This window comes from Bradyrhizobium sp. Ce-3 (assembly GCF_022835695.1).
GTDB lineage: Bacteria > Pseudomonadota > Alphaproteobacteria > Rhizobiales > Xanthobacteraceae > Bradyrhizobium.
Genome location: NZ_BQUV01000002.1, coordinates 916,916 through 939,289 on the forward strand (window position 1 = coordinate 916,916; position 22,374 = coordinate 939,289).

Genomic DNA, 22,374 nt, shown 5'->3' on the forward strand with positions numbered 1-22,374 from the left:
CTCCCGTTTTGGCCGGCCCGACAAGAGCAAATTGAAGGACACATTTCATGCCGGTTTACTACGGTGATAGCTCGAACAATGTCGCAGGGGAGTCCGCTGGTTACGACTCACTCTACGGCGGCCAGGGTGACGACGTGCTGGGAAGCAGCATCGCCGGTTTCGACTACTGGGACGGCGGCGAAGGTAACGACTTCCTGTACGCGGTATGGTCCAGCCCGGCTTGGGGCAACTTCTACGGCGGCGACGGCAATGACTTCATCCGGGGCGGCAACACCCCCATTACCCAGCAGGAATATGGCGGCGCCGGCGACGACTGGATCCAGGACGATGCAGGCGGCCTGGCAACGCAGGCCCATATTCTCGACGGTGGTGCCGGCAGCGATCGTCTGGAAGGCTCCAACGGCAACGATACGATCTACGGCGGCGATGGGAACGATAGTGGCGCCAATATCGTGGTCTGGGACATCGAAACCGCGGCGCCGGGTCTGTACGGCAACGGCGGCGACGACGTGATCGCAGGCGGCGCCGGCGATGACCTCATATTCGGCGGCGATGGCAACGACCAGACGTATGGCGGCGACGGCAATGACACGTCGTACGGCGGCAACGGCAACGACACGATGGTCGGCAATGACGGCACCGATCTGATCGAAGGCGATGCCGGCGACGACTGGATCTACATGAGTTCCGGCGATCTCAGCAACGGCTATGGCGGAGCGGGCAACGACGTCCTGATCGCGACCCAGGGTTCCGTGGTCGAGAACGGCGACGACGGCAATGACGTCATGTACGGCGCCAAGGGCAACGATTATTTCTACGGCGGCAATGGCGACGACACCATGTATGGCGGTGACGGCGTCGACGTTCTGCTCGGCGGCGCCGGCAATGACTATTTCGACGGCGGCACCGGCGTGAATTATTACTTCGGCGGCGGCGGCAACAATACGTTCGTCTCGAGCAACTCCCCGGCCGTTGAGGTGGTGCAGGACTGGAATGCGGGCACGGATACCGTGCAGCTCAACGGCTCGGGCTTCGGTTCATTCGCCGATGTGCTGTCGCACTCGTACCAGAACGGCGCCTACTTCGTGATCCAGGTCAACGCCGATACGGCCGTGTGGCTGAACGGCGCGACCGCAGCCACGGTCACGGCGGCGAATTTCTCGATCGTGAGCTAGCCAATTCTCAAGGTGCGCCTTGCGGAGAAACCTGCGATGCAGTCACTCCGGCTGGAGCTTGTCGTTGTCCCGTAGCTGATCACCTTCACAGACCGGAGCGCTGCAGCGTCCGAATGAATGCGACTTCGACGTTGCCCGTGCTTGCGGCGCCGCCTCATCCCGTTCCTGGTGGTGCCGGCGCTGCGGCGCTGATGAACGTTAGCAGCCTCGTCGCCCCCAGAGACGCGACCTGAAAGTCTGGGATATCGCCTCGTGCCCCATCTCCGACATCATCCCTCCGGCACTCCGGCCACGCGCATGCCCTCGCAAAGACGCTCTTGTCCCGCGAGATAAATAGGATTGTCGCTTATCTTGGCGGCGCGCAAGCGGCGGATCGTAAAGCTTGGGTTGAGCGCAAATCCCGCTTTCGCGGCTGTTCGCGCCTCATCCAGCGTACCGAGCAAGCCCAAGGCAGCGGCGAGCGAAAAATGGGCGAGAGCATGAGTGCGGTTGGCCTCGATGCTTCGTCGCAGCCAACTGACGGCTTCGGCGTCCGCACCGATATGTAGTTTTGCCACGCCCACAAAACGCATCAACCGGTTGGCAACGAGATCGCGAGGGGACAGACGGAGCGCCTCGAGTACGTGGCCTTCAGTCTCGGTAGGGCAACCCATATAGAATTTGGCTAAACCAATAGCGCCATGAGCATAAGCCAAATTGCGATCAAGTGCTAATGCCTGCTCGCACTCGGTAATCCCTTGCGAGGCGCGGTTTGTGCTGATGTAGACGAGTGCCAGTGTCAGGCGAGCCGCAGCAATGTTGGGAGCTAGTGAGCGTGCCTTGATCGCGTTCGCTTCGGCTGCCGAAAGAAGCGCGGCTCGTTCGTCCGTTAGCAGGTCGGCTCCCATTGTCAGATCGACGTTTGCCATGCCGATCAACGCCCAAATCGCTGCGACCCCGTGGGGGTCGATCGCCAAAGCACGCTCAAAAAAGCCGCGCGCCCGAGTCGCGTGCTCGAGGGTCGGCCCCTTGTAGAAGCAGGCAGTACCCTGAAAGAACAGGTCTATTGCGTCGGGATGCCGCAACCGCTCCGCTTTTCGTGCCTCGGCTACAAAGAGTTGGACACCAAACGAGTTGGCGAGCCTCGATACGATTTCGTCCTGCATATCGAAAAGATCGGCGACAGGTTTTTCGAAGCGCTCGGCCCAAAGATGTTTGCGGCTTTCGGCATCGATGAGCTGCACGTTCACGCGAAGCCGCTTGCCGCTGAGCTGCATGGAACCTGCAAGCACGTACCGGACGTTCAACTCGCGACCGACTTGCCGTACGTCGATTGCTTTGCCCTTGTACGAGAACGCGCTGTTCCGGGCGATTACGAACAAGCCACCGACGCGCGACAAGTCTGTTGTTAAGTTCTCGGTTACACCATCGATGAAATAGTCCTGTTCGGGATCGCCGCTGAGGTTGGCGAATGGCAGCACAACGATGGAAAGACGAGGCGGCGAAAGGGCGCTCGATTCCGTGTGGTCAGACCGTGTCGTTGGGCCGGGCTCATCCCAGATCACTGCATATATCCGGACCGGGCGGGTGATGTTTTTGAGGTTCTGATCGCCCAAATCGACGAACTCAACGCCGACCTTGCCTCGCACTTGATCGTAGGCAGAAGACGAGATGCAGATGCCGCCAGGGTCTGCGATGCCCTCGAGCCGCGCCGCGATGTTGACGCCGTCCCCGAATATGTCATGGGCCTCGACGATTACGTCGCCGATGTTAACTCCCACGCGGAAGGCAACGCACCTTTCTTCCTTCTCTTGGATTGTTAGTTCCTTGATGCGGGTCTGAAACTGGACGGCGGCTCGGACAGCCTCAACTGAGCTTTTAAACTCCGCCAAGAACCCATCGCCAGTGTTCTTCACGATACGGCCGCCGTGCTCAGCGATTGCTGGCACAACAGCGTCCGCAAGGAGCGCGGTCAATATGGCGTGTGTCGCCTCCTCGTCATCGTGCATGAGCCGCGAATAGCCAGCCACATCGGCGGCCAATATCGCCGACAACCTGCGCTCGACAGGGAATGGCCGCTCCTGCACCATGGCTCTCAACCCAACCGATGAAATATTGTACGACGGATCAGGAGATCGGGCCACACTGCTAATGTCGCCTGATGGCCCGTAGCCGACATCGCGAACCCCGTCCCTTTGGTCCGCTTCTGACGATAATGCAGACTGTCGCCAGACGGCGGATTATGGGTGCACGCCCTAATTATTCGTCGTCGGCAGGTCGTTGGGGCCGTACTGCTTGAACTCGAAGATCTTGCGAGTCAGGCCGGGCGCCAGCGCCGAGATCGGGTTGACGCGCAGCACCGGCTGGCTCGGCGTTCCCACCACTTCATAGGTCACGCCGATCAGGCCTTCATTGCTTCCGGCGCCGAGGAAGATCCCGAAGAACGGGATCTGGCCGAACATGTTGTTCAGCCCGTACATCGGAATGAAGGTGCCGTTCATCCGCACCTGATTGCCGAGATAGTCGATGCTGCCTTCGATGGTGGCGCCGATGGTCGGTCCCTTGACCACGCCGTTGCGGATCGAAAGCTGGCCGCTCTGCCGCGTGAACTCGGCGCGCAGCGCGTCGAAGCCGATGCCGTTCTGGGTGCTGACCGGCCCGCCGGCGACGGCGCGGTCGAGCTGGGTTTCGCCCTTCACCGAGAAGCCGGTGATGTTGATGAGCCCTTCCCGCGGGCTCGGTTCGGGGATCGGCGGCTCCATCGCCAGCGTGAGCTGACCGCCGAGCACCTTCGAATAGGTGTCGATGAAACGCAGGAACGCGCCGGCATCACTGGTCTGCAGATAGATCACCTCGCGGCCCTGCTGGCGTCCGCGCATGTCGACCGTGACGGGGGTGTCGCGGCCGACCTTGCCGCTCAGCGTGAACGCCTTGAAGTACCCGTTGCGGCGCGACACCTTGGCATCGACGCTGCGCAGCGCCTCGCCGTTGAAGCCCGCCACCGCGCCGAGCTTCACATCGACATCGAAATCGGTGGTCTTGGCTTTGCTCTTGGGATCGCTGTCGCGGCCGGAGATCGCCGATTTCAGGAAGCCGCGGCCGTCGAACACGTCGCCGCGCATCGTTACCTTGATCACGCCGTCGGGACCGCGATCGGCCCGCAGCGATGTCTTGTCGCCTTCGGACGGCGCATAGGTCGGGAAGTTCGCGTTCATCAGGTCGCCGTTCTGGTCGACCTCGAGCGCGCCCTTGATCGAGACGCCGGCGCCGTCGATCGAGATGTCCTCGAACCGCGTCGACTGCCCCTTCGGCACCACGTTGAAGGTCGCCTTGCTGGCCCTGCCCTGCGCCTTGACCCAGCCGGGCAGGATGTTGTCGAGCTTGAGCTGGGTCAGGTCGGCCTCGACGCCCATCTTGGTGGTCGGATTGTCGCCGCTGCCGATCTTGCCGTTCAGCTTGATCGGGATCGCGCCCGACACCGCGGGACCGAGATCAAGCCCGAGGCGCGCGCGGCTCGCATCATCCAGCGTCGCCTGCAGCTTGACGTCGGCGTCGCCGTCGGCCGGCTTGCGGTAGTCGAGCGAGGCCGCCTGGCCGTTGATCTTGACGTCGCCCTTGACCTGGAAGCCGGCGTTGCTGGCGATCACCTTCAGCGTGTTGGCCTCGAGCTTCTGGTTCATCACCAGCTTGTCGACGGCAACGCCGGAGATGTCGGCGGTCACCGCATATTGTGTATCGGCCTTGGTCAGCCCACCTGTCACCGGCATGCCGAGATTGATCGTCGCCGTGACGTTGCCCTTGCTGGCATTGGGATCGATCGGCGGACCGGAGAGATCACTGAGCCGGTCGGACGCGAGGATTTCGGCGGCGGCAGGCACCGGGCAGTCGACCCGGAACTTGACCTTCGACGGCGACGGCTTCGGCGCCATGTCCGGCACTTCGAAGGTGAAATCCGACAGCGTGATCTTGCGGCCCGCCGGCGTGTCGGCGATGCCCTGGTTGATGGTCACGGTCGCAGTGCGGCCGGTCACCCTGGCCTTCAGATCCGCATCATGCACCGCGGGCATCTTGTCCACCGGACGCACGGTGACGCCTGAAGCGACGATGTTGACCGAGAGACCGTCATCCGGGATCGGCGGCCCCTTGCGCGACAGATTATGCACCGGCGAATTGACCCCGACGTCGATGCGCTGGAGCGTACCGCGGTCGATCCGCTCGAGCACCCATTCGCGCACCTCAGGCACGATGATGATCGGCCAGATCCGCTTCAACGCGGAGGCCGACATCGGGGTGCCGGCGAAGCCGAGCTGCAGCCGCGGCTCGCCGGAATAGTCGATGCTGCCGGTGCCGGCGACGCCGATCTCGCCGTTCGAGATGTCGGCCTGGGTCAGCAGCACGCGCTTCTTCTCGGTGTCGAACCGGAAACCGATATTGATGCGATTGAAGATCAGCGGCGGCTCGTTCTTGTCGTCGCCCCCGGCCAGCACGATGGTCCCGCCGGACAGGCCGGCCTGCCAGTCGGTGACATTATCGTTTGGCGGCTCGAGATGCCCGAGCAGCGTGATGCGGTTGGCACCCGAGACGATCTTGATCGGCGCCAGCAGCACCCGCCGCCCGGAATCCCACTCGACGCTCATCTCGGCCGAATCGACCGGCATCGGATAGTCGGGCGTGTCGGTGTCGATGATGTTGCCGGCGCCGACATTGATCTTGCCGCGGAAATAGGTCGGCAGGCCGTCGCGGCCGAGCTCGCCCTTCAGCTCGCCCGACATCGGCAGGTCGGCCGTGTAGGTGAGATCCTTGGTCCGCATCGCCAGCAGGATGTTCCGGGTGGAAACCTTGTCGGCCTTGATGTCGACCGAGCGCACACCGTTCTGCTGCGGTCCGACCAGGACACGGACCGACCAGGGCTTGGCGCCCTCCTCGCCGAAGCTGAGCGCAACGCCGCCGCCGCTCGGGCGCCGCAGGCTCAGGCTGATATTCTCAAAACTCCATTTGTTGCCGCGCTGCTGGTCGTCGACGACGAGATTGCCGTTCTTCAGGCCGATCTCGTTGAGGTTCTGCCCGTCGAGCCCGGTCATGCTGAGGCTGTCGAGCCAGTCGAGACCGGCGAGCAGCCCGCTCTGCGCCGAATCGGGCGGGGCCGCCGAGGGCTCGGAGGCAACCGGCGGCGCGGCAACCGGCGGCGGTGCCGCGGTCCCCGGACGCGGGAAGGTCGGCGGCAGCCCGGCCTCGCGCTTGGAGGCCACGCCGGTGGCGAGCGGCTTGGCGGTGTCGCCCGCGGACACCGTCACGTTGCCGTCGGGCGTGATGCGCACCGACAATTCGGCATCGACCAGATTGAGGCTCTCCGCCCGCAGCTGGCCCATCAGCAGCGCCGTCCCGGACAGCCGCACCTCAGCCTTCGGCGCGCTGGCGACGACCGCATGGTCGCGGTCGCGGACGATGATGTCGCGGATGCGCACCGCGATCCTGATGCGGCCGGCGCGCTCGATCTGCGTTCCGCCGACCTCGACGGTGTTGCCGTGGCCGATATTCTCCTCGATCGCCGCGGCAAGCCACGGCGTCGCCAGATCGAGATTGATCGGACCGGCACCGAGCCGCCACCACAGCGCGCCGAAGCAGGTCGCGAACATCACGACCAGCACCACGAGAACCAGGCCGATGCGACGGATCCAGCGCTCGCCGTTCAGCCAGCGCTGCATGCCGGAGCAGAAATCGGTGAAGCGATGCAGGTTGCTGTTGGAACGCGACAGCAATTGCCGCGCACGGTTGCCCGCCGCCTCATCCTGCTCGTCCCACGCGGCGTCGTCTTCCCATTGCGAGAAGTCGGTCCCGGCGCGCGGATTTGGACCCTGCGGCGACGTGTTCCTTGCCATTGCCTCTCGGTGCTGACGGCGAAGCTGATCGCCGCCATCGGGGCGCCCGTCGATTCGTATCGAGCGCTCCTGTGCCGGCATCGCCGCCTATCCTCGCCTAATCATGTTACTCGCCGATGGCCCCCGGAGCGGACCAAATCCACCAATCAAAAGCCAATTCAGCAAGCAGACGGGTAACGCGTCGAATTCCTTGTCACCATACTCCGTGGCCATCAAACTTGCCCAGCCGCCGGTGCGAATCCGGCCGCTGCGAATAAGACCCGCAATACCCCAATGGTTGAGCTTCGGAAAGCGACGAAAGGAAGGCGTATGTCCAAGAAAACGCGCAAGAAATCCTCCAACACAACCGGAAAGCGGGTCGCAACAAAGGTTGCGCGCGCCGCAAGCGCAAGCACTGGGAAGTCCGCGACCAAAACCCGCACAACGGTTGCGAAGAAGGCAGCGGCCAAAACCGCAAAGACCAAGTCCGCAAAGCCCAAGTCCGCAGCGGCTGTTCAAGCCAAAGCCTCGCACAAGGCCGCATCGAAACCGTTAAGGCCGAAGCCGGCCGCGACCGTGACCAAATCGTCCGCCGTCACACTTGCCGAAGGCGCCGCGGCACCGCGCTTCAACCTGCCGCGCGACGGCGGAAGCAGCGTGTCCCTGGCCGATTTTGCCGGCAAGAAGCTGGTGCTGTTCTTCTATCCCCGCGCCGACACCCCTGGCTGCACGAGGGAGGCGATCGATTTCACCCGGCTAAAAGGCGAGTTCGCAGCCAGCGGGACCGACGTGGTCGGCATATCCGCCGATACGGTTAAGGCGCAGGAGTCATTTCGAAACAAACACCAGCTGTCGGTGCCGCTGATCTCGGATCCGGCCCATGAGATGCTGGAAGCGTATGGCGTCTGGGGCGAAAAATCCTTGTATGGCAGGACCTTCATGGGAATTATTCGCACCACGGTTCTGGTCGATTCCAGTGGAAAAGTCGCCCGGATCTGGCGCCATGTGAAGGTCGACGGCCATGCCGAAGCGGTATTGGAGGCCGCCCGCTCGCTCTGACCGGAGGGGTTCCGTTTCCTGAAAATTAACCATGGCGAGCTCAAATCGCCCCCGCAAATTAGCCGTACGGAGCTTGGTCCGACCGGCCGCGGGAGTACCGATGTCGAGCCGGTCCGGTCATCACCACCACAAGCACCACCATCAGCAGGACCATGGCCGGGCGCCGGCGCGCCGCCCGGCTCCCCATCCCGCCGCCCCGGCAGCGGCGGCCTCCGGCGAAGGCTACACCATCGTCCATGCCGGCAAGCAGGTGCGGTTCGGGCCGGTGGTGTTCTGGATCGCGGTCGGCACCGTGGTGCTGCTCGGTATGTGGTCGGCGGCGACCGCGACCTACTTCGCGTTCCGCGACGACGTGCTGACCCGGCTGATCGCGCGGCAGGCCGAGATGCAATACGCCTATGAGGACCGCATCTCGGAGCTGCGCGCCAAGGTCGACCGCGCCACCAGCCGCCAGCTGCTCGATCAGGAACAGTTCGACCAGAAGCTCGACCAGATCACGAAGCGGCAGTCGACGCTGGAATCGCGCGCCACCGCGCTCGGCGCCATGCCTGATGTTACGACCACCGGATCGATCAAGCCGCAGGGCCGCGCCGAGGCCGCGCCCGCCTCCGGCCCGCTGAAGCCCTCGCCGATCAGCGACACCGTGATCTTCGTGGCGCCGCCGGATCGCGAGGCACGGCTGGAATCGCGCGCACCGCTGATTGCCAAGGCGCAGCCGAACCAGTTCGCCAAGGCCCAGGGCGTCGACAACGTGCTGGTGCGCCTGCAGACCTCGCTTGACCAGGTCGAGCGGCGCCAGATCGCTGCGCTCTCCTCGGTCGAGGACAGCATCGATTCCAAGGTGCGCCGGATGCGCGGCGTGATCTCCGATCTCGGCCTCAACATGGCGCAGCTCGAAGCCGCGGTGCCGCGCTCCGGCATGGGCGGACCGTTCGTTCCCGTGAAGCTCTCTGCCGATGCCGGCGCATTCGAGCGCCAGCTCTACCGCATCAACATCAACCGCGCGCAGATGCAGCGGCTGAACCAGACGCTGGCGCTGGTGCCCTATCGCAAGCCCGTGGTCGGCGAGGTCGAGTTCACCAGCGGCTTCGGCGTGCGCTCTGATCCGTTCCTCGGCCGACCGGCGATGCATACCGGCCTCGACTTCCGCGCCGCGCAGGGCGATCCGGTGCGCGTCACCGCCAACGGCAAGGTGGTTTCGGCGGGCTGGGCCGGCGGCTACGGCCGCATGGTCGAAGTCGATCACGGCAATGGCCTCTCCACCCGCTACGGCCATCTCTCCGAGATCGGCGTCAAGGTCGGCGAATACGTCAAGATCGGCCAGGTGATCGGCGCCGTCGGTTCGACCGGCCGTTCCACCGGTCCGCATCTGCACTATGAGACCCGCATCGACGGCGAAGCGGTCGATCCGCAGAAATTCCTCCGCGCCGGTGTCCGGCTCAGCGCGGGCTAATCCCAAAATCGCTCCGCGTGTTTGAAACCGGCGCTGGCCCAGGCCCACGCCGGTTTTGTTGTGCCGGATCAGCGGCGGCCACCACCGCCCATGCCGCCGGGCGGCCCGCCACCACCGAATCCGCCGCCGGGCCCGAATGGGCCACCGCCGCCACCAGGGCCGAATGGTCCGCCGGGCGAGCCGAAGCCGCCCGGACCTGGGCCGGTCGTTCCACCACTCAGGGGATCGGGCGCAGGACCGCCACCACCTGACGGCCCGCCGCCGGGCGCACCAGACGGCCCGCCAGGGCTGCCACTTGGGCCGCTACCACCGGGACCGCCGCCACCGGGCGCGCCGCGCCCGCCCGGTCCACCGGGTCCGTGTCCCGGTCCGGAACCGCCGGAGCCGCGGCCCGGCGTGCCGGGGTTGCGAACCGACGAACCCGGGAAATGGCCGACCGACTGCACCGATTCGACGCGCAGCTCGCGCGCGCCCGACAGCTGCGCATTGACGACCACGCGCGTATCGGCCGCCGGCGAGAACCGTGAATGGTCGCGCGCGACGAAGCCGGAGCCGAGCTGCAGATCATTGCCGACCCGCCGCACATAGGCCTCGATCAACAGCCGCTTGGCGCCGGCAAGATCGGAGAAATCGTCGGCGCGGCTGCGCGACACCTGCATCACGTCCTGCGCGACATGGCCCTCGGCCAGCACCCGTTGACCGACCAGCGCGGTGTCGACGCCGGCGAGCTTGAGCTCGCCAATCCGCAAGCTACCTGCGCGGTCGCGCTCGAGCGGACCTGCGACGCGCGACGCGCTGTCATGGCGCTCCTGCACCAAGCTCGCGACCACGACACCATCGGTGCGGCGCAGCCCGAACACGGCGACCTGCGCGCCGACCTTCAACCAGCTCTCGCGGCCGCTCCAGGCGACTTTCTGACCGAGCACCATCAGCTCGCCCGCTTTGATCTGCTCGACCGGCCCGGTCACTTCGCTCGCCACGTCGATCCGCTTGGTCGACAGCGTGCCGCCGGCATCGCGCTCTGCCACCACGCGCGCGAGCTGGCCGATCCGCAACGCCTTGGCGCTCGCCGCCTCGCCGTCGATCCGCACCGGCACGTCGGCCGCATAGGCGACGCGCTCGCCGTTGACATAGATCGAGCCGAACCGCTGGATCACGCCGACGATGCCGGTGCCGCCGATGCCTTGGTCGGAGCCGGTGATCCCGGTGCCGCCGATGCCCTGATCGTTGCCGCGCTTTTTGACCTGTGCGCCCGCAAGCGAGGTTCCGGCGAGCCAGAAGCCGATCAGCAGCGCGCGCCGGGAAATGACAGGCGAGCGTTTCATGCCGCACCGCCTTCGTCCGCATCGTCATCAACCGGGCCGTCGGGGCCCTCGCGATAGATGTAGATGCCGAAATTCCAGCGGTAGTCGCCGCCCTTGTCCTTGGCCAGCGCGCGGTTGGCCTCGCGATTGGCGACCTTCAGCGCTTCCATCGCGAGCTCACGCGAGCGGCCTTCGAGCCGCTTGGCGAGCTTCGCCGACAGCCCGTCATAGTGCACCGCGCGTTCGAGGAAGCGCGGCGTCGCCGACGACACGTTCATCTCGGCAGCCGCGACATGGTCATGCAGATTGCGGCCGAGATAGTGCCATTTGCGATCGTCGTCGCCATGCGGGACGAAGGCCTCCTCGACCAGCATGATCTCGTCGCGATCGTTGATGGTGACGAGCTTGCGGTCGAGCCATTCGTCGAGCACCGCGCGCGGCCGCACGTCCTTGGTGATCGATTCGACCAGCGTCTCGAACGACGGCGCGCCGCCATCGGCGGTGCGCGGCAGCGGCAGCGGATCGCCCTTGGCGTCGGTGAACTCAGGCGCGGCGAGCCAGCGCGCGATGATCGCGCTGGTGCGCGACAGCGTCGCCGGCACCGCGTTGACCGGCGCGCCCGCGCCGCGCAGCCGCGCCACCTCCTTGCGGTGGATGCCGGTCAACAGGCTGACGCGGCTGTCGGTCTGCTCCTTGCCCTCGAGCGCGAAGTCGTGCTCGGCCACGTTGACGTAAAGCTCGCGCAGCAGCTGGGTCAGCGCCGGAAACGTCATGCCGCCGCGGATGCAAAGCCGCACCAGCGGACGCAGCATGCGCGCCAGCGGCGAATGCAGCTTCGCTGCGGCGATCGGCGCGGACGATCCCGGCTTCGACTTCGGGGCCTTGGCATTCATGCCTAACTTTTAGCCGTCTGCTGCGTGGGACACAATCCCACCCCGCTTGACGTGTGACATTTTCCCACTTATGGGAAACAAAGTCACCTCCGGACACAGTCCGCGCTTGCGGCGGTCTCGCGGTGCCTGGCACTGCCGCCATCGACACGGACCGCTCCATGACGTCTGCCCGATTCGACCTTGCAATTGCGGAAGCCTGCCGGATCGCCCAGGTTCCCTACGAGGAGTTCGTCGCGACGGTGATGGCGGGCGGCTATTCCTGCCTGCCCGGCGTAGTGCCCGGCTCGCCGCGCCGCTTCGACGAAACCGACATGCTGGCGCTGTACATCTATGGCCGCCTGCTCGCCTTCGGCTTCGGCGGCCTGCGCGCCGGCGAATATGCCAGCCGCGCGCATGCCGGTCTCGCCGCCGAGCCGCGCGCGCAATCGATCTCGATCGCGCTGACCTCCGACGGCGGCAAGCGCGTCGTGATCGAGCAGGATCTGCAACGGCCCACAGCCGCGATGCTGCCCGAGCGCATTCATTTCGACATCGCCGCCATCCGCCGCCAGTTGCAGCAGCCGACCGAACGCAGCACCGCCGAGCCGGCCTGACGCACCGTTACCCCTGAATCTGCTGGCCAACACGCGCAGTCGCGGCGCGATCGCGGCGTCATGCGTTCCGATGCTTCCCGCAAAAAAGTTATCCACCGCCATACGTGGGACATAATCCCACATTCTAGTCCGGCGTCATTGACGTGTGAAATTTTCCCACGTATCCAGAATTCATCCAGCAGGGAATCCGACGCAATGTCTCCTCGTTCGGCCCGTCACCCCCATTCGCCACGCCAATCCGGTTCGTCTTGCGAACCCGGTTCGTCTCGCGAACCCGGTCGGTTCGCCGCCACCGCACTCCGTTTCACGCCGCAGGCGCCGTTCTGCTTTACGCCGCAGGCGCCCTGCGGCCCGATCGAGCCGGTGTTTCCGGCGCTGCTGCGCTCGCTGGTGTTCGCCACCGCGCTGGCGCTGCCGTTCATCGTCGCCCTGTTCGTTGCATGATCCGGATCGAACCGCCCATGATCGTCGCTAACGAGCCGGCCCGGCGTCCGTCGGTGCTGCACATCTTCAAGGTCTACTACCCCGATCTGTTCGGCGGCACGCTGACGGTCATCCGCGACATCTGCGCTTCCCTGAAGGACACCTTCAACGCCGCCGTGCTGGTCTGCTCGCGCTCCGGCGGCGAACGGCAGATCGTGGTCAATGACGTCGCCGTCGAGCGCGTGCATTCGTTCGGCGACGTGCTGTCGCTGCCGGCGGCGCCGACCTATCCGTGGCGGCTGTGGCGCCGCATCGCCGAGCACGATCTGCTGGCGCTGCACGCCCCCTTCCCGCTCGCCGACCTGGTGTTCGCCTTCGGGCTCGGCCGCAGCCGTCCGCTGGTCGTGCACTGGCACGCCGACATCGTCTCGCACGCCGCGCTGCGCTTCCTGGTCGAGCCGATGATGCGGCGAACGCTGCGCCGGGCCGCGGCGATCATCGTCTCCGATCCGGTGCTGATCGAAACCACGCCGCTGCTGCAGGAATTCTCCGACAAGTGCCACGCCGTTCCATTTGGTGTGGATGTCGCGAAATATGACCGGCCCGCCGCCCAGGCCGACGACGTCAACGCACGCGGCCGCCTGGTGCTCGCCTGCGGACGCCTCGTTCCGTACAAGGGCTTCGACGTGCTGGTGCGTGCCGCGCACGCCCGCAATTTCGAGGTCTGGATCGTCGGCGAGGGCCGCGAGCGCGACAATCTCGAGCAGCTGATCCGCGACTACGGCCTGCAGGACCGCGTCCGGCTGCTCGGCTCGGTGTCGGAAAGCGAACGCGTCAAGCTGATGCGCATCGCCGACGTCTTCGTGATGCCGTCGGTGACCAATGCGGAGACCTTCGGGCTGGTGCAGCTCGAGGCGATGGCGGCGAGCCGTCCGATCGTCAACACCGCGCTCGACACCGGCGTTCCCCATGTCGCCCGCGACGGCCTCGAAGCCATCACGGTGCCGCCCGGCGACGCAGCCGCGCTCGCCGACGCCATCGAAACCCTGATCAACGATCCGGAGCGGCGGCGCCGCATGGGTCAGGCCGCGCGCCATCGCGCGACGGCGAAATACTCGACAACAGCCTTCAAGGAGGGAGTGGAGACGGTGTACCGCAAGGTCGTCGCCGAACAGGCCGCCACAAAGGATGCAAGCTCGTCAGCCCCAGGCTTGCATCCCCAAATGGCCGGTCCCGTCGGTGCGATCAGGATCGCCGCCGCGCTGGCATGGTCCGACATGCGGCATCGTTATGTCCGCTCCCTCCTTGGACCCTTCTGGATGTCGATCCAGATGGCGATCATGGTGGCCGTGCTCGGCTCCGTCATCGGCCATCTCTCCAACTCCGGTGCAATGGCGCGGTTGCCGATGCTGGCGGCGAGCCTCACCGCCTGGACCTTCCTCAACAGCGTCGTGCTCGACGCCACCACCGCGCTGCAGGGCTCGGCCAGCCTGATCAAGGATCGGGCGCTGCCGCCGGTGATCTTCCTGCTGCAATGTACCTTCCGGCAGGCGCTGTTCGCGGCCCACAATGCGGTCGTGCCGCTGCTGCTCTGGCTCGCGCTGACGCCGCGGGATTTCGCCGGCGCCATGGTCGCGCTGCCCGGCCTCGTGCTGTTCGTCGCCTGCACGATGGCGCTGAGCCTCGTGCTCGGTGCGCTGGCGACCCGCTACCGCGACATCAAGCCGGTCATCGAATCCTCGCTGACGCTGGCCTTCCTGGCTTCGCCGATCATCTGGACATCAGAGATGGTCGACCGCGGCTCGACCGTGATGCGGCTCAATCCGCTGACGCATCTGTTCGCGATCTGGCGCGACCCGCTGGCGACCGGTCACGTCGCGATGGGCAGCCTGGTCTATGTGCTGGCTTGCCTCGCCGCGCTCGCCGTCGCTGCGACCATCACCATCGCCCATCTGCGCAAAGCGGCATTCTGGATCTAGGGCATGGTAAGCATTCACCTTCGCGACGTCTGCCTGGATTATCCGCTGTACGGCGCCTACGATTTCTCGCTGAAGCGCCGCCTGCTCGGCCGCCTGTTCCGCCAGGCCAGCGAGATGCGCACCATCCGCGCGGTCGACAACATCTCGATCGAGGCGAAAGCCGGCGTTCGGATCGGCCTCGCCGGCCCGAACGGCTCCGGCAAGTCCACATTGCTGCGGCTGATCGCCGGCGTGTTCCCGGCCACCAGCGGCCAGGTCGAGATCACAGGCAACATCGTGCCGCTGCTCGGCCTAGGCGCCGGCGTCAATCTCGATTTCGTCGCCGCCGACAATATCAACCTGCTGCTGCGGATCTCCGGCCGCAAGCCGACACAGGCGATCCTGGACGATATCTGGGCGTTCACGGAGTTGGAGGAGCGCATGCAGCGGCTGCCGCTGCGCATGTTCTCTTCGGGCATGTTGATGCGGGTGCTGTTCGCGACCGCGACCGCGTTTCCCGCCGACATCCTGCTGCTCGACGAATGGCTCAGCGTGGTCGACGAGAATTTCTCCGCCAAGGCCGAGCAGCGGCTGCGCAAGATGGTCGAGAGCGCGGCGATCGTGGTCATCGCCTCGCACGACCAAGGGCTGCTGCGCCGGACCTGCAACAGCATCATCAATCTCGATCACGGCCGCATCGCCAGCAGCGTTGCGCTCGATCCGCCCGTCCCGCATCACCTCGAGCTCAGAGAAATCAGCGCATGACAAAGATCCTGGTCGTCAGCGAGGCGCTCGGCGAACCCAACCACAAGCGCGGCATCTTCCATTTCACGCGTGAACTGATCCGCTCGCTGGCCGGCGACGGTCACGAGCTGACGCTGCTGGTCGAGACCACGCGCCGCTATCGCAAGCTGCGCCAGCGCCAGCAGCGCACCAGGCTGCTGCCCGACGGGTCTCGGCTGATCGAGCTGCTCGCGCTCTATCGTTTCCTCGACGAGACCAACATGGATTCGCCGGTAATGCGCGGCGGGCTGCGCCGCACCGTCGACTGGTTCAGACACAAGCTCAACGCTGCAACCTCCCGGGAATTCATCGTCGCGTTCCTGCGTTCGATTCGCTTGTTGCCGACTCGCGTGCAGCTGATCGAGAACCGCACCGCTGGCCTCGAATATATTCCGACCGATCTCCGACACCTCGAGCTGTTCGATAAATTCCTGCTCGAGCCCGGCTTCTACACCTATCAGGACACCTCGGCGCTGACCCGTCTGCCGCCGCCGCGGGTCGACGCTCGCGGCTACGACATCATCCTCGTCGACACCCCGACCAGGGTCGCGATCCAGCGCCACCCGGGCGCAAAGGTGATTTGCGTGGTGCACGATCTGCTGCCGATCACCGATCTCAAGCTGGACGACATCGCCACCCGCCTGTTCCTGTCGCGCCTGTTCACCAGCGTGCAGCAGGCCGATGAGCTCGCCTTCGTCTCGAACTACAGCATGAACCGCTTCCGCGCTCTGCTCCCGCAATATGCCCACATTCCGGCGCGGGTGGTCTACCCGCGAACTCGTTTCGACGTGGCGGAGGCACCGCTTGCGCCGGTACCAACGGCTGTTCCGGCGCGGCCGAGCTTCGTCGTCATCGTCTCGAACGAGCCCCGCAAAAACCTCGCGGCCGTGATCCGCGCCTTCCGCAAGCTGCCGGAGGCCGATCTCGTCGTGATCGGCTATGCCGGCAACGCCAATCAGGCGCGCAACCTGCCGAAGAACGTTCGCTTCTCCGGCTATGTCGATGAGCACGACAAGGCGGCGCTGATCGCGGGAGCGCATGGCCTGATCATGCCGAGCCTCGCTGAGGGGTTCGGCGTCCCGATCATTGAGGCATTTGCGGCCAATACCCCCGTGCTGTGCTCCGATATTGCCGTGTTCCGTGAGGTCGCTGGCGAGCTTGCCGACTATTTCGATCCTTTCTCGACCGGGTCGATCTGCGCCTCCATCACCCGCGTGCTGGCGCAGCAGGCGCAATGGCGCAACCGGATCCGCGAGTGCCGGACCGAGCTCGCCGAACGCTTCGGCCACCACACCCAGGCGCGCGACCTGCTGGCCCATCGGTCTGCCCCCGATGTTGCGACTGCCGCCGCAGCGCTCACCGCAGCGATGACGACCTTCAACGGCGCGACCGCGCACGGTGTGTGACCGGCCATGAGCACCGATTCCGACGCCATCAGCCTCACTATCGAACCGCCCGCACGATGGCGCGACCGCGTTCGCACCTGGTCCGGTACGGCCGCCTATGCCCGCGCGACCGACATCCTGATCGCACTCGCCGCGGCCTCGCTGCCCTGGTCGACCACCGCCCTCGCGGTCTTCATGCTGCTGTGGCTCGTCGCCGTGATCCCGACCATCGACTGGGAGCAGTTCGTTCTCGACCTCGCACAGCCGGCCTTTGCATTGCCGGTCGCGCTGGTCGCGCTCGCGATCATCGGCCTGACGTGGTCGGAGACGAGTTGGGCCGAACGCCTGCAGGGCCTCAAGCCGCTCAGCAAGCTGCTGCTGCTGCCGTTCCTGCTCGGCTATTTCCAGCGTTCGCAGCGCGGGCTCTTTGTGTTCTCGGCCTTCCTGGCGTCGTGCACGCTGGTGATGATGCTGTCCTGGATCGTGCTGGCGCTGCCGCAGCTCAAGCTCGCGCACACCGCCTCCGCCGGCGTGCCGGTCAAGAACTACCTCGACCAGAGCCAGGAGTTCGCGCTGTGCGCCTTCGCGCTGGCGCTGCCCGCATTGACCGCGCTGCGGGCCCGGCAGTGGCGCATCGCAGCCGGCATCATCGCGCTGATCCTGCTGTTCGTCGTCAACATGTTCTACGTCGTCTCGGCGCGGACCGTGCTGGTCACCATGCCGGTCTTGCTGGTCCTGTTCGCCTCGCTGCATCTGTCCCGCCGCGCCACACGGCTGCTGTTCGCGGCTGTCGCGCTGGCGAGCCTGCTGGTGTGGACGACGTCACCCTATCTGCGTCACCGCATTGCCGACATCGGCGTCGAGTATCGCGCGCACGATACGTCCGGGATCGCATCCACCGCGCAGCGCCTGACCTATTGGCGGAAGTCGGTGAAATTCATCGCCGAGGCGCCGATGCTCGGGCATGGCACCGGCGCGATCAGGCAGATGTTCACGCGCGATGCAGCCGGAAAAACCGGCCTGGAAGCCGAGGTGATCAACAACCCGCACAACCAGACCCTCAATGTCGGGGTCCAGTGGGGACTGATCGGCATCCTGCTGATGTACGCGATGTGGATCAGCCACATCAGCCTGTTCGCCGGCCGCGATCTCGTGAGCTGGATCGGGCTCGTCATCGTCGTGCAGAACGTCACGAGCTCGCTGCTCAACTCGCATCTCGCCGATTTTCACGAAGGCTGGATGTACGTGATCGGCGTCGGCGTCGCCGGCGGCATGACCCTCCGCGCCCGCCGGCCGGAGAAGCTGCTCAAGGGCAGCGGCACGGCAACTTCGCGTGTTCAAGCCGCCGGCTTTAGCGCTTCCAGTCAAAAATGACGCCATAAGCGGTCCAATCGGACCTTTTCCGCCCGCCGGCTCTCGTTAGTGTTTCGGCAACAAAAAAGCGAGCGGGACAGAACTCACCCTGAGCGAACGGCAGAGCCGCGTCACGCACTCGGGCATCATGCCCACGAGTGCTTCGCGGCGCCCGTCCAACATAGCAATGCAGCGCCGTCTCCGACGGCCCCGCGTGCTGTTCGCGTGGAACTTTCCAACCCCCTCCGACCAAGGCGAATAGTGGAAAAAGGGAGGGTCATGATGAGCGAACTCGAGCGCCGCACCATACGCAAGATCACATGGCGGCTGATTCCGTTCTTGATGCTGTGTTACCTGGTTGCGTTTCTGGATCGCACCAACGTCGCCTTTGCGCATGTGTCCATGGTTGCCGATCTCAAGATGTCCGATGCGGCCTTCGGGTTGGGCGCTGGAGTCTTTTTCATCGGCTACTTTCTGGTGGAGGTCCCCTCCAACATCCTGCTGCAGCGCTTCGGCGCGCGGCGTTGCATCGCACGCATCATGATCTCATGGGGCATCGTGTCGGGGGCTTTCGCCTTCATTCCGCAGATCGCGGCTGTGACCGGAACGTCGAACGAACGGGTCTTCCTCGTGCTTCGCTTCCTGCTCGGCCTGGCGGAGGCCGGGTTCTATCCCGGCATCATCTTTTACCTCACGATGTGGTTTCCCAAGGTCTATCGCGCGCGGATAGTCGGCTTTTTCATGGTCGGGATTCCATTGTCAGCGTTCATCGGTGCGCCGCTGTCGGGCTTCCTCCTCAACATCGAAAGCCATGGCCTGGCGGGATGGCAATGGCTGTTCATTTACGAAGCGTTGCCATCAATCATTCTGGGACTTGCGACGCTGATCGTTTTGCCCGACTTCCCCAACGGCGTGAGGTGGCTCGCAGACGACGAACGGAACTGGATCATCGATCATCTGCGTAACGAGGCGGCCGCAACTGAGCACACGGCCGGCCATGGCGGTTTCCTGAAGGCGATGCTCAATCCGCTGAGCCTGCAGCTTTCGTTCGTGTACTTCCTCAGCCAGGCTGCCGGCTATTCTGCCGGCCTGTTCCTGCCCGGCATTGTCGCCAAGTTCGGCTACGACAACACGACGACCGGTTGGCTGCTGTCGATCCCGCCTGTCGCCGGCATCTTCGGCATGCTGGCCGTGGCTCGCAGCTCGGATCGCCGCCGCGAGCGCAAGCTTCATCTGGCGCTCTGCTTCGCCCTCGTTGGTATCGGCTTGACGGGCGCAGGTCTGGCCGCCGGCCATATCGCCGTATTGCTGATCTTCGTCTCGGTCTTTGCGATCGGAAGTTCGGCCCTGACGCCGGTGTTCTGGACGATCCCGCCAACCTTGCTCAAGCCCGGCGTTCTGGCGGCCGGAATTGCAGCGGTTAATTCCCTGGGCGCATTGGGCGGCTTCGTCGGGCCGACCGTGTTCGGCTATGTGAAGGAAGCGACGGGATCCGCGCCCTACGGACTGATGATCGGCGGCGCGGCCGCTTTCGTCAGCGCGTTGCTGGTCCTGATGTTCAGGGTCCGGCAGGAGGCGCCGGCCGCCGCTCCGTCTCAGGTCGCCGCGGTCACAGGATAGAACACCGATCCGCGCCGGTCGAAGCCAAATTTGCCCGGCGCGGAGCCGCTTATGGTGCTCCTGCCATCTTGTATGCCAATTGCCGAAGCGAAAAAGGCGATGGACAACCACATTTCAGGAAGCTCTACATCGCTTGAACGCGTCAAGCACAGCGTTACTCAGTTGGCTCGCTGCTCGAGCCTGCTCGCGGCCTATGCGCAGCTTGACGATGAACGGCAACGCGATCTGATCGGATATGTCAGATACCTTGTGGAGCACCAATGCAAAGCGGGTGAACGGAGATATCGTCCCTGATTTCCTGCCTGGTCGAATCGAGTTGCCGACTCGCCGGGGCTGCTGCTCACCACAGCATTCCATCGGAATCACTGAATCGGCTCGCTCACGTCGAGATTCATTGATGCCGATAGCACTTCCCGACTTCGATCAGCGCATTTACTTACCGCAACGTATCATTGCCATCGTCGAGGCGTTGGCCGAAGAGCAAATTGGCGCAGAGCAAGCCCTTGAGGGAAGCGGTCTTACGCCAGGCGATCTCGAGAAGGTCGCTTTGCGAATCTCCTACCGTCAGGTCATCGCCGTGTTTCGCAATGCCCTGCGATGCTCCCGAAATCCGTCTATCGCGCTGAATGCAGGTCAGCGCATGCATATCACCGCTTACGGCATGTATGGCTATGCGCTGCAAAGCAGCCGAAGCCGCCGGGACGCCATCGAATTCTCCCGCAAGTACAGCCTTTGGCGGATCGCGTGACCCACGCAATGGCCCACGACGCGTGTGCACGCTTGCTTGGGGACATTGATGAAGCCAGTGACTGCGCGGGCGCCGTTCGCCAAAATCTGCTGCGGTCGCCTGGCCAATTCCCGAGCCTTGAGGCGATGTCGGACTCGCTGTCCCTCAGTCCGCGCCGGTTGCGCCGCAGGCTCGATGCGGAGCAGACCTCCTACCGCGACATCGTCGCCGAGGTCCGCAAGATTCTCGCGATCAAGTATTTGCGCGAAACGCGCCTGACCCATGAAGAGATCGCAAGCCGCCTCGGCTATAGCGACGGCGCCAACTTCCGCCGGGCATTCATACGATGGACCGGAAAGAACCCGTCACAATTCCAGGGCAGAACCGAAACGGCATGACCACGCTGTTCCGCTCGTGCGCTGGCGTCTCTGGAATGCTGGATCACCAGCTTTCGCGGGGTGATGACACCGACTTGCTCAGGACCGTGCCACACACTCAGTGTCGTCCTGGCGAAAGCCAGGACGACAGCACCGGCAACGGCGTCATGACCACACCTATCTCGTCGCCTCGTGGCCGACCTCGCCGGTGATGACGTCGCCGAACAGCTCCCACGCCTCGCCGTTGAACCGCATCAGCTGCATCTGCTCGATCGGGAAGTAGTCGTCCGGCGAGGTGTTGACCATGACGCCCGGCAGCATCAGGTCGGAGTGGAAGTTCTTCAGGTTGGCGGCCTGCTTCATGACATTCTCGCGGGTGAGATTGTCGCCGCACTGCTTCAAGACCTGCACCATCGCCTCGGCCTGCACGTAGCCATAGAGGTTGTTGGCGTTGCCCTTGTCGCCGTCGGGATAATACTTGTCCATGAATGACCGCCAGCTCAGGACGGCCGGATCCTTGTCCCAGGTCGGATCGGTCGGGTCCTTCAGATAGGCCGTCGAGATGATGCCCTTGGAATATTCCAGTCCCGCCGGCTTCAGCACGGAGGCGACCGAGGTCGCGGTGTTGGCGAGGAAGAATTTCGGCTTCCAGCCGAGCTCGCCCACTTTGCGGATCGCCTGCGCCGAGCCCTTCGGCGCCGCCCAGGAGAAGAAGATGTCGGAACCGGAATCGTGCAGCGCGACGATCTGCGAATCGATCGAGGGATCCGACACCTCATAGGACTTGTCGGCGACGATCATGTTCACCTTGTCGCCGAGCCCGTCCTTCAAGCCCTTGAACTGGTCCTTGCCGGCGTCGTCGTTCTGCCAGAACACCGCGATCTTGCTGTCGGGGAATTTGTCGCGGATGTATTTCGCATAGATCCGCCCCTCGCTCTGGTAGTTGGGCTGAAAGCCCATCGTCCAGGGGAAGTTCTTGGGATCGCCGAACTTGGTGCCGCCGGAGGCGACGAACAATTGCGGCACCTTCTTGGCATTCATGTATTTCATGATTGCCGAATTCGACGGCGTGCCGAGCGGCTGGAAGATCAGCAGCACCTCGTCGCTCTCGACCAGCTTGCGCGCCTGCTCGATCGCCTTCGGCGGCGAATAGGCATCGTCGTAACTGATGAAGTTGACCTTGCGGCCGTTGATGCCACCCTGCTCGTTGATCATCTTGAAGAACGCGGCCTCGGTCTTGCCGATCACGCCGTAGGAAGATGCCGGGCCGCTATACGGCATGATGTTGCCGATCTTGATTTCGCCATCACTCGCGCCGGGATCGTATTTCTTCTGCGCGAGGGCCGAAGTCGTGATCAATGCGGCACTTGCGAAGGCCACAATCGCGCCAATATATCCGAGACGAGCCCGCATCGTTTTCTCCCGATTTTTGTC

General features: G+C 64.6%; 17 protein-coding genes. 12 read left to right on the top strand and 5 right to left on the bottom strand.

Annotated features, from left to right (window positions below):
• Window positions 1-47: 47 nt before the first annotated feature.
• Window positions 48-1,175: a calcium-binding protein gene (locus BRSPCE3_RS10775; protein ID WP_244065752.1), complete on the top strand. Its 1,128-nt coding sequence runs from the start codon at window positions 48-50 to the stop codon at window positions 1,173-1,175.
• Window positions 1,176-1,444: 269 nt separating this feature from the next.
• On the opposite strand, the gene BRSPCE3_RS10780 is transcribed toward BRSPCE3_RS10775, so the two are convergent.
• Both BRSPCE3_RS10780 and BRSPCE3_RS10785 read right to left on the bottom strand, forming a co-directional pair.
• A complete protein-coding gene (locus tag BRSPCE3_RS10780) occupies window positions 1,445-3,244 on the bottom strand; it encodes an adenylate/guanylate cyclase domain-containing protein (protein ID WP_244065753.1) in 1,800 nt (599 codons plus the stop codon).
• Between the two features lie 165 nt (window positions 3,245-3,409).
• Complete coding sequence (locus BRSPCE3_RS10785; RefSeq protein WP_244065754.1) at window positions 3,410-7,114, bottom strand: DUF3971 domain-containing protein; 3,705 nt, start codon at window positions 7,112-7,114, stop codon at window positions 3,410-3,412.
• Between the two features lie 228 nt (window positions 7,115-7,342).
• Here BRSPCE3_RS10785 and BRSPCE3_RS10790 point away from each other — a divergent pair, with 228 nt between their 5' ends.
• Entirely contained in the window at window positions 7,343-8,071 is a 729-nt protein-coding gene (locus BRSPCE3_RS10790; RefSeq protein ID WP_244065755.1) for a peroxiredoxin, read from the top strand.
• A 100-nt stretch (window positions 8,072-8,171) separates the two neighbouring features.
• Window positions 8,172-9,524 (top strand): M23 family metallopeptidase, encoded by a 1,353-nt coding sequence (locus tag BRSPCE3_RS10795; RefSeq protein WP_244065756.1) that lies wholly within the window; start codon window positions 8,172-8,174, stop codon window positions 9,522-9,524.
• A gap of 68 nt (window positions 9,525-9,592) precedes the next feature.
• Here BRSPCE3_RS10795 and BRSPCE3_RS10800 read toward each other — a convergent pair whose 3' ends face one another.
• Window positions 9,593-10,849 carry a DUF5666 domain-containing protein gene (locus BRSPCE3_RS10800; protein ID WP_244065757.1) on the bottom strand — a complete coding sequence of 419 codons (1,257 nt, stop codon included), beginning with the start codon at window positions 10,847-10,849 and terminating at the stop codon, window positions 9,593-9,595.
• Window positions 10,846-11,721 (bottom strand): DUF6502 family protein, encoded by an 876-nt coding sequence (locus tag BRSPCE3_RS10805; RefSeq protein ID WP_244065758.1) that lies wholly within the window; start codon window positions 11,719-11,721, stop codon window positions 10,846-10,848. The genes BRSPCE3_RS10800 and BRSPCE3_RS10805 overlap by 4 nt, the downstream gene beginning before the upstream one ends.
• Before the next feature lie 158 nt (window positions 11,722-11,879).
• On the opposite strand from BRSPCE3_RS10805, the gene BRSPCE3_RS10810 reads away from it, so the two are divergent.
• The 9 genes from BRSPCE3_RS10810 to BRSPCE3_RS10850 all read left to right on the top strand — a co-directional run bounded on the left by BRSPCE3_RS10810 (window position 11,880) and on the right by BRSPCE3_RS10850 (window position 20,961).
• Complete coding sequence (locus BRSPCE3_RS10810; RefSeq protein ID WP_244065759.1) at window positions 11,880-12,314, top strand: hypothetical protein; 435 nt, start codon at window positions 11,880-11,882, stop codon at window positions 12,312-12,314.
• Window positions 12,315-12,509: 195 nt separating this feature from the next.
• Window positions 12,510-12,758 carry a hypothetical protein gene (locus tag BRSPCE3_RS10815; protein ID WP_244065760.1) on the top strand — a complete coding sequence of 83 codons (249 nt, stop codon included), beginning with the start codon at window positions 12,510-12,512 and terminating at the stop codon, window positions 12,756-12,758.
• A 17-nt stretch (window positions 12,759-12,775) separates the two neighbouring features.
• Window positions 12,776-14,716, top strand: coding sequence for a glycosyltransferase (locus BRSPCE3_RS10820; RefSeq protein WP_244065761.1), 1,941 nt, complete (start codon window positions 12,776-12,778; stop codon window positions 14,714-14,716).
• Between the two features lie 3 nt (window positions 14,717-14,719).
• The gene (locus tag BRSPCE3_RS10825) at window positions 14,720-15,460 is read left to right on the top strand and encodes an ABC transporter ATP-binding protein (RefSeq protein ID WP_244065762.1); all 741 of its coding nucleotides are present in this window, start codon (window positions 14,720-14,722) and stop codon (window positions 15,458-15,460) included.
• Window positions 15,457-16,884, top strand: a complete 1,428-nt coding sequence (locus BRSPCE3_RS10830; protein WP_244065763.1) for a glycosyltransferase family 1 protein — start codon at window positions 15,457-15,459, stop codon at window positions 16,882-16,884. Before BRSPCE3_RS10825 ends, BRSPCE3_RS10830 begins: the two co-directional genes overlap by 4 nt.
• Before the next feature lie 6 nt (window positions 16,885-16,890).
• Window positions 16,891-18,237, top strand: coding sequence for an O-antigen ligase (locus BRSPCE3_RS10835; RefSeq protein WP_244065764.1), 1,347 nt, complete (start codon window positions 16,891-16,893; stop codon window positions 18,235-18,237).
• A 261-nt stretch (window positions 18,238-18,498) separates the two neighbouring features.
• The gene (locus tag BRSPCE3_RS10840; RefSeq protein WP_244065765.1) at window positions 18,499-19,836 is read left to right on the top strand and encodes an MFS transporter; all 1,338 of its coding nucleotides are present in this window, start codon (window positions 18,499-18,501) and stop codon (window positions 19,834-19,836) included.
• 397 nt (window positions 19,837-20,233) lie between these two features.
• On the top strand, window positions 20,234-20,584 hold the full coding sequence (locus tag BRSPCE3_RS10845; protein ID WP_244065766.1) for an AraC family transcriptional regulator ligand-binding domain-containing protein: 351 nt from the start codon (window positions 20,234-20,236) through the stop codon (window positions 20,582-20,584).
• A gap of 8 nt (window positions 20,585-20,592) precedes the next feature.
• Window positions 20,593-20,961 (top strand): AraC family transcriptional regulator, encoded by a 369-nt coding sequence (locus BRSPCE3_RS10850; RefSeq protein WP_244065767.1) that lies wholly within the window; start codon window positions 20,593-20,595, stop codon window positions 20,959-20,961.
• Window positions 20,962-21,117: 156 nt separating this feature from the next.
• On the opposite strand, the gene BRSPCE3_RS10855 is transcribed toward BRSPCE3_RS10850, so the two are convergent.
• Complete coding sequence (locus tag BRSPCE3_RS10855) at window positions 21,118-22,353, bottom strand: ABC transporter substrate-binding protein (protein WP_244065768.1); 1,236 nt, start codon at window positions 22,351-22,353, stop codon at window positions 21,118-21,120.
• Between the last annotated feature and the right edge of the window lie 21 nt (window positions 22,354-22,374).